We start from the raw sequence: 13,694 nt of genomic DNA, 5'->3' as shown, positions 1-13,694 counted from the left end.
GAGCAGCATAATATAAAGAAGCATATAAGGACACCTTAAAAAGCTGCTTCAAAAAGATTAATGTTTTTCTGCAATATCCAGAATCTACAGTAAGTGGATACGTTGATCCCCGCTTTAGGAAGTTGCTTTCACACGGGCATCGTCTCGCCTGAATTGTGTGATTTTCCAACCAATCTTTAAATAATTTAACGATTCCGCTTAGATTAGTGCAGGTATTTCTACCACTCCCTTTATACCGTAACGATTCGTCTAGATTAGTGCAGGTAATTTCTGCCACTTCCTTTATACCGTAACGATTCGTCTAGATTAGTGCAGGTATTTCTGCCACTTCCTTTATACCGTAACGATTCACTTGTATTCTTCGGAGTTACCTCAACATATGCATTAAAAAACCCCATCATATGAATGATAGGGCAATAATATATTCATTTAATCTAAAATTTTAACTTTTACCGTTCGTGTACCATATCGTTCTGCAGCTGCTTGTGTAGGTAAGTGAATGTCTATACGGTTTCCTTTAATATTTCCACCTGTATCTCTTGCAACGGCATACCCATATCCCTCAACCCAAACTTTCGTTCCAAGAGGAATGACACTAGGGTCTACAGATACAACTCCACTAGGATTAGCTTTTAAATTATATCCAGTTGCTGTTCTACCTGATCCACTACACGTAGGGCAATTCCAATTATATGCAGTTGCGTGCATCATTACCGTTTTAGATACAGCACTATCCCCACGTGAAACGGTGTTCGTATTCGTGTTCTGAATAACCTTTGTACCTACAGCAACCACTTGTTTTTGGCTTTCTTTCTTAACTTCTTCTTTAACAAGTTCTCTGGAAACTTCCTTACCGTTTTCTAGTACCACTTCATAGTGTTTAGCGACTAGTCCCTCTTCACCAGCAGAAACAACCTTTTCTTTTCCTTTAGCTAGTGAGCTGTCACTTTTCTTTTCAACAGCATAGTCAACAGCTTCTTCTACGATATCCGTCACTTTTTCCACACGAGTGATCTCAATAGTTGTTTGTTCTGAAAGGTTCTCCGTCTCTTTTGGTTCAAGACGATCTAGTTCATTTAGAGCAATTTCTTGCTTCTTCATCAGGTCTGCTACTGTTCCACCAGTAGTCCATACCTTTTTCTTCTCACCACCATCGTTGATCGTAACCTGAAATGCTTTTTTCACTTCAATCGTTAATCCATCTTCAATAGCAGTTTGATCCGTTGCAGATACTTGATCATGTTCAGTAAAACTTATATTATTTTCTTTAAAAAATTCTCCTACAGTGTCTGAAGTTGAAAAGTATTCTTTGTTCTGTCCATCTGTAGAAACTATTATTTTATTAGCTTGTTTAAAGGTAATTTTCATGTCGGATGTAATAGTAGTATTCTTCCCAGGGGATAATTCATCATATTTTTCCACCTGGATACCTAATTCCTTTAATACGTCATTCACTGTGTCAGCATGTGTTTTGATAGTTGTTACTTCACCATCCTGTACAACAGTAACTTGTTCTTTCGTAACTTGATAAGCCACTATCGTTCCAAAAACAAGAAAAGCAATGACAGAAATAATAGGTATAACCAGCTTTTTATTAAGAGCCGGCAATAGCTTTGAAAGTTTTTTCATGCTCGTTTGCCTCCTTATACCTGCCGTTGTATTATATAAACCCTCAAAATGCCTGTCAAATGCTACCTAACCATCTAAACCTCCTCATAAACATTGTTAGAACAGCTTTTATCAATACTTTCAACCCGTTTATTTCAAAAATATTAAAAATACGTTACAAACAGAAAAGACCGTACAAAAATACAGTTTATCAAGGCTTTAAGTGTTCATTGAAACTTCATTTTGAATTTCTCTTTTCGGATCCTTTACTGTGTTCCAATGAGGTAGTTTAATAAACTCTGGAGTAACTTATAACGATTTATTAAACAAGTTTTAAATGCGATGCTGTGAATTTGTGACGAGAAAGGATTTCTAACGTTGCAAAATCAGAAAAAAATTTTGTTTTGTTAGAGAGCTCCTTACATCGCGAAATTATTAATACCTTAACAATTCGCTTCGTTAGAGGGTTCCTTACGTCGCTAAATTACTAATACCTTAACAATTCGCTTCGTTAGATCGCCTATCCTATTTATTACTGGAGAGTCTACAGATAATATGTCACACTCCACAAAAAGATCATTAAAGCTTATCTTTAAATAAAAAAGAGAGGCACTTAAACTAAAGTGTCTCTCTCATTTTTTCTATTCAGCAATTCTGAAAAACCTTAATGCATTTTCAGTCGTTTTTTGACTTAACTCTTCTATTGAAATACCTCTTAATTCGGCAATTTTCTCTGCAACTAAACTGACATATGCTGGTTCATTTCTTTTCCCTCTATTTGGGTGTGGTGCCAAAAATGGACAATCTGTCTCAATCAGCAAACGATCGATAGGCACTACTTTAGCAACCTCTTTTGGTAACGTTGCATTTTTGAATGTTACCGGTCCTCCTAAGGAGATATAAAAATTCATATCTAAACACGCTTGAACATATTCAACCGAATCATTATAACAATGCATAATGCCGCCTATTTCAGCTGCATTTTCTTCTTGTAGGATTTGGATAATGTCTTCAGTCGCTTCGCGGTTATGGACAATGATTGGCATGTTTACTTTCCTTGCTAACCTTATTTGTTTACGGAATACGTCCTTTTGGACATCCTTGGGAGATTTATCCCAATGATAATCTAAACCCATTTCACCAAGTGCAACAACTTTAGGGTGATCCGTTAATTCTTCTAACCACGTTAACTCTTTCTCTGTCATGTCAATTGCATCGACCGGATGCCAACCAACAGCAGCATAAATACTAGGATTTTCTTCCGCTATTTTTATCGCTTTTGGTATTGTTTCATGGTCAAAACCAACTATAACCATATATTCAACTCCAGCTTCTTTAGCCCTTCTCATTACCTCTTCACGATCCTCGTCAAATTGAGATACGTTGAGATGGACGTGCGTATCAAACAACATACTATTCCTCCTTTTACTTTCCTAAGTTAGAGACCTAAAAATAACGCTTATCAGAATAGATAAGCGTTATTTCTATTTATTTAACCTTCGAACCATTTGGTAAATCTTGCTCAACTGTTGCTAGGGAAAGATTTCCTTCTTCATCTTCACCTGATAAAATCATTCCTTGAGATAATTCACCACGTAATTTAACTGGCTTCAAATTTGTTACACAAATCACCTTTTTCCCAGTTAACTCTTCAGGTGAATAGTACTTAGCAATACCTGAGACTACTTGCCTTTTTTCTGTTCCAAGATCAAGTTGGATCCTTAACAGTTTATCTGCATTTTTCATCTTTTCTGCACTTATTACTTCTGCAACTCGTAAATCTAACTTCATAAAGTCATCGTAAGTAATTTCTTCACTAATTTCTTGTTTTTTCTCTTCTTTAGTTTCTGGTTTTTTCATCATATCTTTTATGATTTGTACTTCTTTTTCTACTTCCAGACGAGGGAAAATTGGATCCTGTTTCTTAACCTCTGTACCTTCTGATATCACGCCAAAGGAATACAAGCTTTCCCACTCTTTATCCTCATCCTTACTAACACCAATTTGCTCAAAAATACTAGTCGGCGTCTTCGTTAAAAATGGACGAAGTAAAACCGCTATACGTCGCAACGAATCGACAAGATGAGCCATAACATTGCCTAAACGTTCCTTGCTATTTTCATCCTTCGCAAGTACCCATGGTTGGGTTTCATCGATATACTTATTTGTTCGACTGACATACTGCCAAATCGACGTTAAAGCAACAGAAAATCCCATATTATCTAGGGCATCTTCTACTTTTTTGACTGTATCTTTACCTAATTGCTCTAATTGTTCATCAAAAGTATCTTCACCTGAACGGAAAGAAGGAACTTGACCATCAAAATATTTCACAATCATTGCCACAGTCCGATTCAACAAGTTTCCTAAATCATTTGCTAGATCATAATTAGTTCTATCAACGAATCCCTCTGGGGTAAACACACCATCAGAGCCAAATGGTACTTCTCGAAGTAAATAATATCTTAATGCATCAAGGCCATAACGATCTGTTAAATCAATTGGATTAACTACATTTCCCTTTGATTTGGACATTTTACCGTCTTTCATTAAAATCCAACCATGTGCAAATACCTTTTTAGGTAGTGGAAGGTCTAATGCCATTAACATGATTGGCCAATAGATCGTATGAAAACGTACAATCTCCTTACTCATTAAGTGGACATCCGCTGGCCAATACTTTTTATACTTTTCTTCATTTTCAGTACCATATCCTAAAGCAGTTATGTAATTGGAAAGTGCATCTATCCAAACATAAATAACGTGTTTTGGATTACCAGGCACTTTTATTCCCCAATCAAATGTTGTACGAGAAACTGCTAAATCCTCTAATCCAGGTTTAATAAAGTTGTTAATCATTTCATTCTTTCTACTCTCAGGCTGGATAAACTCAGGATTTTCTTCATAGTAAGCAAGAAGTCTATCTACGTATTTGCTCATCTTGAAAAAGTAAGATTCCTCTTTTACATTCTCTACTGGGCCACCACAGTCTGGACATTTTCCATTTTCAAGTTGTCTTTCCGTAAAGAACGATTCACATGAAGTACAGTAGCTACCTTCATATTCATCTAGATAAATATCACCCTGTTCTAATAATTGCGCAAAAATTTTCTCGACAACTTTTTTATGCCTATCTTCAGTAGTTCTTATAAAATCATCATAAGTAATTTCTAGCTTATTCCATAAATCCTTAATGCCACTAACAATATCATCTACATATTTCTGTGGGGTAACTCCACTTTCATCTGCTTTTTTCTGTATTTTTTGTCCGTGTTCATCTGTACCTGTTAAGTACATAACATCATATCCACGTAATCTTTTATATCTTGCCATTACATCGCCAGCAACTGTAGAGTATGCATGACCTATATGTAAGTTTCCACTAGGATAATAAATCGGTGTAGTTAAATAAAACGTCTTCTTTTCTTGTGCCAATTTGGTTGCCTCCTTTAATACCTTGCACGAACTATTGTTCTAAGCTACTGGCTTCATTTATCACTTTGAATTCTCTGCCTTGTGCTTATTTATATATTCAGTCTGTATCCATTGTAGCGATTTTTTTAACAATTTTCCATAAATAACCGCCTCTATGTGTTTTCCTATTCACTTATTTTTAAAAAGCTATGTATTTTTGGAGAATTTGTCGAAATTAACCTGATAAATTTCGCTACTTTCTATTAAACTTAGCCATAATAGGAAAATTCCTGCTAAAATACTCCCTTAATTGTGTATTTTTGATTAACTTTCCTCTAAATCAAAAAAATTTAGTTAATTTTAATTGACACTACTGTCAGTCACTGGTAAAATATTGCTAAAGATGTCGAATATTGACGAACTATTTTCTATGTGAAGGGGAGAAACCTAAAATGAAATCTACAGGCATTGTACGTAAAGTTGATGAGCTAGGTCGTGTTGTAATACCTATTGAACTACGTCGAACATTAGGAATTAATGAAAAGGATGCATTAGAAATCTACGTTGATGATGATCGTATCATTCTTAAAAAATACAAACCTAATATGACTTGTCAAGTTACTGGTGAAGTTTCTGACGATAATTTTTCGTTAGCTGATGGTAAATTGATATTAAGTCCAGATGGAGCAAAAGCACTTATAGAAGAGATTCAATCTCGTTTGAGTAAATAATAGAATTATCCCCTTCGCATTTTTAATAGTGCGAAGGTTTTTTTATTGCTCCACGTGATAGGTTTGGTACACTTCCCTTTTAGGAATCTGTCTTTCCTCAGAAACTCTCTTGATTGCTTGTTTACTGTTAAACTGTTCCTCTTTTATATAATGATCAACATGTTGAATTATATCTAAATGACTCCACCATAGTGATTGTTCTGATATTGGATCCGAGTTACCTTCCATGACAATGCAAAACTCACCCTTAACGGTTCCAGTCTCTGTCCATTCGATAAGTTCTGATAATGTACCTCGGATATATTCTTCATACCTCTTTGTTAATTCACGAGCTATCGATACATTTCGATCACCAAACTGTTCAAGTAGATAGGCTAGCGTTTCACGTAACCGATGTGGTGATTCATAAAACAATACAGATGCTTCTATATTTTTTAACCTTTGAACGTCATTGTCTCTATCTTTCTTCTTTCTAGGCAAGAAACCGTAAAAGTAGAATTCATTAGTAGAAAGTCCTGAACCTACTAAAGCACAAAGTGCGGCATTCGCTCCAGGTAAGACAACAACGGTAATGTCCTCATCTATCGCAGCCCGAATTAATTCATAACCTGGGTCAGAAATTCCTGGCATACCAGCATCACTTACTAGTGCTATATCTTTCCCCTCTTGAAGTACATCTAACATTCGTGTTTCTCTTGCTAGTTTATTATGCTCATGATAACTAACTAAAGACTTTTCTATTTCAAAATGGTTTAATAACTTTCTCGTATTCCTTGTATCCTCAGCTGCTATCCATTCCACACTCTTTAACACATTAAGTGAACGGATTGTAATGTCTTCTAAATTCCCTATTGGTGTTGGTACTATGTATAAAGTTCCATTTTTACTGTTATTCTGAAAACTACTCTGTATCTTCATCCACCATTCTTCCCTTCTTAAAAAGAATTAATCAAGCTAAGCATCTGCTTTTTATAATACTCATCTAATTAAACTGCTGTAATTAACAAATTGACTTGATGTGTAATCAGGCTTTCGATATCAAGTGAATCAATTGTTTTTACCATAAAGAATACCTTCTAGCTCTTCTGTATAATTATTATCATCTTCAAATGCATATAGTGGAGGAAGGATTTTCAAATCAGGATTCCCGTCCCTTACCCCCTCAATCAGAAGAGTATTTGCCTCTTTTCCCTTTTTAGGATAAACCAGTCTCATTCGCTTTGGTTCTAATTTATACTTTCTAAAAAGAGAAATGATTTCTACTAACCGACTTGGTCTATGAACCATAGCTACCTTACCACCTGATTTAGCTAGTTTGCTACATGCTTGGACAACATCTTCAAGCGTACAGTAAATCTCATGTCTAGCAATAGTCAGGTAATCATTTTTATTATGGTGATTCTCATTAGACGTCTTAAAATACGGTGGATTAACTGTAACTGCATCAAACTTATCATTTCCAAATTTATTTGGCATATCTTTTAGATCACCGAATATAATATCAACTTGTTTATCGAGCTTATTTAATTTCACATTTCGGATAGCCATATCATATAAACGTTCTTGTATTTCAACACCATGAATAGTTGCTTGTGACTTTCTACTCAATAAGAGTGGTAAAACGCCATTTCCTGTACATAAGTCGATAATCTTACCTTTACGGATTGGCACATAAGCAAAATGTGCTAATAAAACTGCATCCAGAGAAAAGGAAAAAACCGTTGGACTTTGTATAATATGCATATTTTCTTCTGCCAATAAACAATCTATTCGTTCATCACCTTTTAACTCCATGAATAATCTAACCTCTCGTTCATTTACATTTAATATGTTTCATTTTCTTATAGTTTAAAAAGTCTTCATTTCTTTTCATTCTAAAAGAAAGACTGACACTGAAGGCTTATCCTTAAGAGTCAGTCTGTAATATTCTATATTCCTACAAAAATTATTTAAAATGGCGAAAAACTACTTTGTTTTATTTAAAAATAGTAAGCAAAACAAACAGTCTTCATCTTGGCGAGGACTACCAAAATGGACATTACAAATATGAAATCCCTCTTCATATAAACGTGCTAGATTATCATATCCTTCGCCAACAGCGTTGTCTTTCTCGTCTAACTGTCCTTCACTTTCTCCGCCATTTTCATTTTCTTCCTCTAGCCTTTTTCTAAGGTGATGATTTTCAACACCTAATCTGTGATTTTCTTCTAGAAGTTCACTGAGATGCTTTTTCAAATCGCCGAGTTGTTGATATAACTGTCCTATTTGTTCCTCCATATAAGACACTTGTTCAAAGACTTCTTTTTTATTCACGCTTCTTCCACCCCATTATTCCGTGGCTTGCGTATTGATAACTCCCTCATTGATTAGCTCGTCCAATGTATATTCAATGACTCTCTCTTTTTCAGGAATTTCAATTTGAATAATGCGTTCTAAAATATTTAGTCCTACTACTTTTCCTTTACCATAAGGAGTTTGAATATATTCTCCTAAGTCAGGAAGTTGTTTCTTTGCTGTTTCGTAGTCATCATTTTCATATTTCAAACAACACATCAATCTTCCACAAAGCCCTGAGATTTTTGCAGGATTTAATGATAGATTTTGATCTTTCGCCATTTTTATAGAAACTGGTTCAAAATCACCTAGAAAAGTCGAGCAACATAGCATCCGACCACACGGACCTATACCTCCAAGCAATTTGGCTTCATCACGAACCCCTATTTGTCTGAGTTCAATTCTTGTCTTGAACACTGATGCTAGGTCTTTCACTAGATCTCGAAAGTCTACACGGCCATCTGCTGTAAAGTAAAAGATTACTTTATTTCTGTCAAAGGTATATTCAACATCAACCAGATTCATGTCTAAGCTATGTTCAATAATCTTATCTTGGCAAACCCTATATGCTTCCTGAGAATTCTCCTGATTCTCGGCAACAATTAATTTATCTTTGTCATTAGCAATCCTCATTACTTTCTTTAGAGGTAATACAACATCTTCCTCATCGACGTTCTTATTTGCAATGACAACCTTACCAAATTCAATACCTCTTACTGTTTCGACTATCACATAGTCATCTTGATTGATCGCAATTTGATTTGGATCAAAATAATATATTTTACCCGCTTTCTTGAAACGGACACCTATTACTTCTATCATTAATAACTCACCTCTGTATTTGAAGTGTTAATTGCTCCATAACTAAAGCAGGATGTACGTTCTGGTCAAGCTTTCTTTTTGCTTCCATGATCATATTTAATGTATGGGTAGCATACTGTCTCGACCAATGCATAGAGGCCTGTGTTATTTGATCTAATAGATTTATATAAACAATGGCATTCTCATTTCCAATATAATGATAAATAATATCTTTAAAAAAGAAAATTAATAAGTCCAAACCTTGCTGTAATTGATCTCTTTCCTTAAAATGAGGCATCCACTGGTTATGAATAAATAACAAAGCTTCATCCGGTTTAGCTTGAAGGACTTCTACTAATTGTACCACTAACTTTCTTGCATTAGCAAACCACTCATCCTCACTTATTTCAACTGCTTCATTAATATTATTTGTCATAGCTGCCATTAATTTAGCACTAGAGTCAGATAAACCCTGTTCCTGTAATTTTTTCTCAACTGTTTTAGGATTAAGAGGCTGTAGTGCCATTATTTGGCATCTAGACCTAATCGTCTGAATGATAGCTTGACTATTTTCTGTCAATAACATTGCTGTCGTTAATTTACTTGGTTCTTCTAGAAACTTCAATAACCGATTTGCTGCATTTGTAGTCATCTTATCAGCATCTACAATAATATATACTTTTTGATTAGATTCCAACCCTGTATAAGTAAATTCTTTTTGTAAATGTAAAATTTGTTCTTTTTTTATTGATTGACCATCCGGTATAATTTGGTGGACATCAGGATGGTTACCTGAATCAATTCGTTGGCAATCTTTGCAAGCATTACATGGATCACCATCTAGCCTATTTTTACAAAATAAACTTTTTGCCAGTAATAAGCTTAATTGATATTTTCCAGTTCCCTTTGCCCCCTGAAACATATACGCATGTGAAATACGATCCTTTTTTATACTGTTCGCAAGCATCTTGCTAACTAGTGGTTGTGTTTCATTCATTTCGGCCCATGTATTCATGCTATTTCTTCCTTTACTAAAAAAATGCTTTGTATGTTGCTTTCTATTATATAGAAAAAGGATAGACCAGAATAATACATTATGTCTAATCCATCCTCTTATTATCTATTCTTAAAATCACGTGTATAAATTAACTAGTAAACCTTTAATTTCCCCAATCACATCTAATATACGAATAGATTTTTTTTCTTGCTCCAAAACCATTTCTGTTAGACTAACTAGTTTCTCATCTACTTCTTCGACTATGGTTAATTTTCGACTATGTCCATCTGGACTCCAACTATGTGATTGCTTTAGATCCATCCCGAATTGTACTGCCTCTTTAACAAACCCTTTTACCATTCGTTTATATTTTGCAAGATCACTAAATGAACGAAACTTCGCAAGTTTTTCACCTTGAGAAGTTAGTTGTTGCATTAGTTTATTTAATTCCTGCTCTTTTAACTTTTTTGACTCAGATGCTACAACTGAATCAAAATTTTTAGTTCCAACAGACTGTTGAAGGGGATTCTTCTTAGCTGACTCTAGTTGTGAACGTAATTCTTGACTAATTTTCATCTGTTTTTACCCCTCTATTAAAATTGAAAAAATGAATCAACTGGTACAACAAATACGGTTGCTCCGCCTACTTCAACATTTATAGGTCTAGGAATATAAGAATCAGCATTCCCACCCATCGGTGAAATAGGTGCCACCATTTGTTCCCTCTGACTACAGTTATCTTTTATAATACCTAATGCATCATCAACGTATTCATCTCCACAACCAATCATTAGTGTGGTATTACCTTCTTTTAAAAATCCACCTGTAGTAGATAACTTAGTTGTCTTGAATTCCTTATCACCTAAAGCACTAATAAGACGATTACTATCCTTATCTTGGACCACCGCTAAAATAAGTTTCATCACTATTCCTCCTTCAGACTAGTTACGACTCTTAGATTCAACCTGAATTAAGTAATCCCCTTTAGGGAAGATTAAACTGTTACCTTGGTTCACATATCCAGGAATCAAAACAGTCGTCTTCGCTTCCTAATAATGTATTCATTTTGTTACATATTGCCTATAAATGCTTTAACCTTTTTATAAGCTTGCTGTTCTACTTCAGCTATACTTGGATGTGCATCTATTGAATGAATACGCTGAGGGAATTTATTTAAAAGTAATTGATATGCTTCATATACCATTTCATGAAATCTTATTTCCTCTAAGTCAAGACGGTTTTTTTCTCTACAGCTATTAGCTTGTATCCTGTTCAGCCCCTCATCAGGCTTAATATCAAATAATAAAGTCAAATCAGGCATACAATCTTCAATAGCGAATTCATTTATCTTATAAACCTCGTCCATACCAAGACCTCTTGCATGACCTTGATAGGCCAAACTACTATCTATGAACCGGTCACACAAAACGATCTTTCCATGTTTAAGTGCTGGCAATACTTTTTCTACAAGATGTTGCCGTCGTGCAGCGGCATATAACAAGGCTTCTGTTCTCCCATCCATACTTGTATGTGAAGGATCTAAAATAACACTTCTAATCTTTTCTGCAATTTCAATACCCCCAGGCTCTCTGGTAGCTATTACTTCATATCCTTCTTCTGTAAGTTGATTTGCAATTGCTTGAAGGATGGTAGTTTTCCCTGCTCCTTCTCCGCCTTCAAAGGTAATAAAATATCCTGTCACGTTCATTCTCCTTTTAATGCTCTGTAAAACCTTTATTCTGTTAAAAAGACCTTTAGACCATTCTTTATATTATCATTTTGGAATCTAATACCTTGTTTATATAAATATTTTATCATTTTTATATGCTGTGTTGTTACTATTTCTCCCCTTGCAATTATTGGTATTCCAGGGGGATACGGAATAACAGCCTCAGAAGCAATTCTATTTTCAATATTTTCCCAACTAGTAAACTCCGTCTTCTTATTTTTCATCTCCTGATAAGAAAACTCCAATGTTTGAATAGATTTGAATAAATAGGTTGATATATCCTCTATTGTAGCATGCTTAGGCTCTGTTTTTAATTGTTCTTTTATACTTTCTATCGATTGTTGAAGTTGTCTATGGTTGTCTAATGCCTTTAGACCATGGATAAATAATATTTGGTTATGAGTAGATAGTTCTGGGTATATATTTTCTTTTTCAAAAAGCCTTGCTATTTCTTGCCCAGAAAGACCATTTTTAATCTTAATGGTAATTTTTAATGGGTCATCTATTCCGACTTGGTATGGAAGTACATCCCAGTTACTACTTCCAGCTAAATGTTTTCTAAACGTTCCTACACTCTCTTGCACCTTTGATAATTCAGTAATAGAGATTTGTTCCAAGTAATATCTGGCTAAATCAAGACTTGCCATAATTGGATAGGATGGACTGCTAGACTGCAAGATCTGTAGATAATGTGCTACTTTTTCTTTAGAAACTAAACTAGTACCCAAATGTAGATAGGCCCCCATCGTCATAGCAGGTGCCATTTTATGAGCTGATTGGACAACGATATCAGCACCCAACTCTACAGCCGAATTGGGAAAAATACTACTATCTAATGAAAAATGTACACCGTGGGCTTCATCAATCAAAACAGGTATGTTATATTGATGCGCCTTTTTTATAATTTCATCTAACTGGTACGTCCTACCGAAATAGTCTGGATACGTTAATATTAGTGCTTTAACGTTAGGTTCTAGCTGGATAGCATCCTGGATGGATTGAACTGTTGGTCCTCCATATCTATCAACATCTGCTTCAAATTGAGGCGTAACAAAAATAGGGTGAGCACCACAAAGCTCTAATCCATTCAAGATAGACTTATGACAATTTCTTTGTACTATGACTTTGTCACCTTGATTGCAGGTAGCAAGAATCATGGCCAAGTTCCCCACCGTACTTCCACCCACTAAAAAGTATGTGTGCTGAGCACCAAACCATTTTGCGGCTAAAGTTTGAGCTTCTGATATAACTTCTGTAGGAGCGTGTAAATCATCTAGTCCAGATAATTCTGTTAGATCAATAGATAAAATGCTTTGATATAAGTTTAAAGCTCTCTTTGCAAATACTGTACCACTTTTATGACCTGGAACATGTAGGGAAAGAGGTCCTTTTTCTTTAAATGCTTGTAATTTATCAAATAAAGGTGTCTTTGAATTATTTATTTCCATATAGATCCCTTTCTTTTCTTAAGTGTATGCTTGTTATTATAACAATAATGATGATATTGATTTACAGTTAGTTAGAAAAAACAATAAAAAGAATCATCCTACCTCAAAGCTGGTTGGATGATTCTTTTTACTTGTCTATGAATATAGGGTTGATTTGTTGATGTTTTTTAGTTTATTTAAATAGAATTGGTATTGTGCTTCTTGGGGTTCTGTATGGACCATCTTTTGTTCACACTCACAGCAAATAAATAAGTTATATAAATGAATTCCTTTTTCCTTTTCTTGGTCGCATATGCCGCAAGCTTCTCTGTGCTTCACTGTATTCATATCTCCACCTCCGTTAGTTAGTATCTCCTAATCTAACGATAACTATACATTTAATCTTTTAATATAGTTATATTTCATTCTATGAAAAAGGTGAGCAAAACTTGTTTGTACAGTTAAATTTAGGTTGTACTAATTTGCTTTCTTTTATAAGTCGTTAATTAATTATTATATTAGAAAAAACCGAGTAAACAAAATGTCTACTCGGTTTTCATTTGCTTGGCGGCGTCCTACTCTCGCAGGGGCAAAGCCCCAACTACCATGGGCGCTGGAGAGCTTAACTACTGTGTTCGGCATGGGAACAGGTG

At 34.9% G+C, this 13,694-nt stretch carries 13 protein-coding genes, 1 rRNA gene and 1 pseudogene; 1 reads left to right on the top strand and 14 read right to left on the bottom strand.

Annotated elements, in window-relative coordinates:
* Positions 1–429: 429 nt before the first annotated feature.
* The 3 genes and pseudogenes from H7K77_RS00075 to metG all read right to left on the bottom strand — a co-directional run.
* A complete protein-coding gene (locus H7K77_RS00075; protein WP_186575697.1) occupies positions 430–1,629 on the bottom strand; it encodes a G5 and 3D domain-containing protein in 1,200 nt (399 codons plus the stop codon).
* A 620-nt stretch (positions 1,630–2,249) separates the two neighbouring features.
* Entirely contained in the window at positions 2,250–3,020 is a 771-nt protein-coding gene (locus tag H7K77_RS00070) for a TatD family hydrolase (protein WP_186575696.1), read from the bottom strand.
* A 76-nt stretch (positions 3,021–3,096) separates the two neighbouring features.
* Positions 3,097–5,049 (bottom strand): annotated as a pseudogene (gene metG / locus H7K77_RS00065) (methionine--tRNA ligase); the annotation flags it as partial.
* A 425-nt stretch (positions 5,050–5,474) separates the two neighbouring features.
* Between metG and H7K77_RS00060 the strand changes: the two are divergent.
* Positions 5,475–5,753: an AbrB/MazE/SpoVT family DNA-binding domain-containing protein gene (locus H7K77_RS00060; RefSeq protein WP_186575694.1), complete on the top strand. Its 279-nt coding sequence runs from the start codon at positions 5,475–5,477 to the stop codon at positions 5,751–5,753.
* 42 nt (positions 5,754–5,795) lie between these two features.
* Here H7K77_RS00060 and rsmI read toward each other — a convergent pair whose 3' ends face one another.
* From rsmI to rrf, 11 genes are all read right to left on the bottom strand, one after another.
* Complete coding sequence (rsmI, locus tag H7K77_RS00055) at positions 5,796–6,671, bottom strand: 16S rRNA (cytidine(1402)-2'-O)-methyltransferase (protein WP_186575693.1); 876 nt, start codon at positions 6,669–6,671, stop codon at positions 5,796–5,798.
* Positions 6,672–6,800: 129 nt separating this feature from the next.
* Positions 6,801–7,547, bottom strand: coding sequence for a tRNA1(Val) (adenine(37)-N6)-methyltransferase (locus H7K77_RS00050; protein ID WP_186575692.1), 747 nt, complete (start codon positions 7,545–7,547; stop codon positions 6,801–6,803).
* 171 nt (positions 7,548–7,718) lie between these two features.
* The gene (gene yabA, locus H7K77_RS00045; RefSeq protein WP_186575691.1) at positions 7,719–8,066 is read right to left on the bottom strand and encodes a DNA replication initiation control protein YabA; all 348 of its coding nucleotides are present in this window, start codon (positions 8,064–8,066) and stop codon (positions 7,719–7,721) included.
* A gap of 15 nt (positions 8,067–8,081) precedes the next feature.
* Positions 8,082–8,909, bottom strand: coding sequence for a PSP1 domain-containing protein (locus H7K77_RS00040; protein ID WP_186575690.1), 828 nt, complete (start codon positions 8,907–8,909; stop codon positions 8,082–8,084).
* A gap of 7 nt (positions 8,910–8,916) precedes the next feature.
* The gene (gene holB / locus H7K77_RS00035; RefSeq protein WP_186575689.1) at positions 8,917–9,903 is read right to left on the bottom strand and encodes a DNA polymerase III subunit delta'; all 987 of its coding nucleotides are present in this window, start codon (positions 9,901–9,903) and stop codon (positions 8,917–8,919) included.
* Between the two features lie 117 nt (positions 9,904–10,020).
* Positions 10,021–10,461, bottom strand: coding sequence for a YaaR family protein (locus H7K77_RS00030; RefSeq protein WP_186575688.1), 441 nt, complete (start codon positions 10,459–10,461; stop codon positions 10,021–10,023).
* 17 nt (positions 10,462–10,478) lie between these two features.
* On the bottom strand, positions 10,479–10,808 hold the full coding sequence (locus H7K77_RS00025) for a cyclic-di-AMP receptor (RefSeq protein ID WP_186575687.1): 330 nt from the start codon (positions 10,806–10,808) through the stop codon (positions 10,479–10,481).
* A gap of 146 nt (positions 10,809–10,954) precedes the next feature.
* Positions 10,955–11,587: a dTMP kinase gene (tmk, locus tag H7K77_RS00020; RefSeq protein ID WP_186575686.1), complete on the bottom strand. Its 633-nt coding sequence runs from the start codon at positions 11,585–11,587 to the stop codon at positions 10,955–10,957.
* A gap of 32 nt (positions 11,588–11,619) precedes the next feature.
* Entirely contained in the window at positions 11,620–13,062 is a 1,443-nt protein-coding gene (locus H7K77_RS00015; RefSeq protein WP_186575685.1) for an aminotransferase class I/II-fold pyridoxal phosphate-dependent enzyme, read from the bottom strand.
* Positions 13,063–13,197: 135 nt separating this feature from the next.
* Positions 13,198–13,389: a sigma factor G inhibitor Gin gene (locus H7K77_RS00010; protein ID WP_186575684.1), complete on the bottom strand. Its 192-nt coding sequence runs from the start codon at positions 13,387–13,389 to the stop codon at positions 13,198–13,200.
* Positions 13,390–13,603: 214 nt separating this feature from the next.
* Positions 13,604–13,694, bottom strand: a 5S ribosomal RNA gene (gene rrf / locus H7K77_RS00005); the annotation flags it as partial.

Source organism: Aquibacillus kalidii (assembly GCF_014280935.1).
Lineage (GTDB): Bacteria > Bacillota > Bacilli > Bacillales > Amphibacillaceae > Aquibacillus_D > Aquibacillus_D kalidii.
This window is presented reverse-complemented; position numbering and strand designations above follow the sequence as displayed.

Coding starts and splice junctions, on each gene's coding strand:
- H7K77_RS00010 (WP_186575684.1), bottom strand. CDS start 13,389: ATGAATACAGTGAAGCACAGAGAAGCTTGCGGCATATGCGACCAAGAA.
- H7K77_RS00015 (WP_186575685.1), bottom strand. CDS start 13,062: ATGGAAATAAATAATTCAAAGACACCTTTATTTGATAAATTACAAGCA.
- H7K77_RS00030 (WP_186575688.1), bottom strand. CDS start 10,461: ATGAAAATTAGTCAAGAATTACGTTCACAACTAGAGTCAGCTAAGAAG.
- rsmI (WP_186575693.1), bottom strand. CDS start 6,671: ATGAAGATACAGAGTAGTTTTCAGAATAACAGTAAAAATGGAACTTTA.
- H7K77_RS00025 (WP_186575687.1), bottom strand. CDS start 10,808: ATGAAACTTATTTTAGCGGTGGTCCAAGATAAGGATAGTAATCGTCTT.
- H7K77_RS00050 (WP_186575692.1), bottom strand. CDS start 7,547: ATGGAGTTAAAAGGTGATGAACGAATAGATTGTTTATTGGCAGAAGAA.
- H7K77_RS00070 (WP_186575696.1), bottom strand. CDS start 3,020: ATGTTGTTTGATACGCACGTCCATCTCAACGTATCTCAATTTGACGAG.
- H7K77_RS00075 (WP_186575697.1), bottom strand. CDS start 1,629: ATGAAAAAACTTTCAAAGCTATTGCCGGCTCTTAATAAAAAGCTGGTT.
- H7K77_RS00040 (WP_186575690.1), bottom strand. CDS start 8,909: ATGATAGAAGTAATAGGTGTCCGTTTCAAGAAAGCGGGTAAAATATAT.
- H7K77_RS00060 (WP_186575694.1), top strand. CDS start 5,475: ATGAAATCTACAGGCATTGTACGTAAAGTTGATGAGCTAGGTCGTGTT.
- holB (WP_186575689.1), bottom strand. CDS start 9,903: ATGAATACATGGGCCGAAATGAATGAAACACAACCACTAGTTAGCAAG.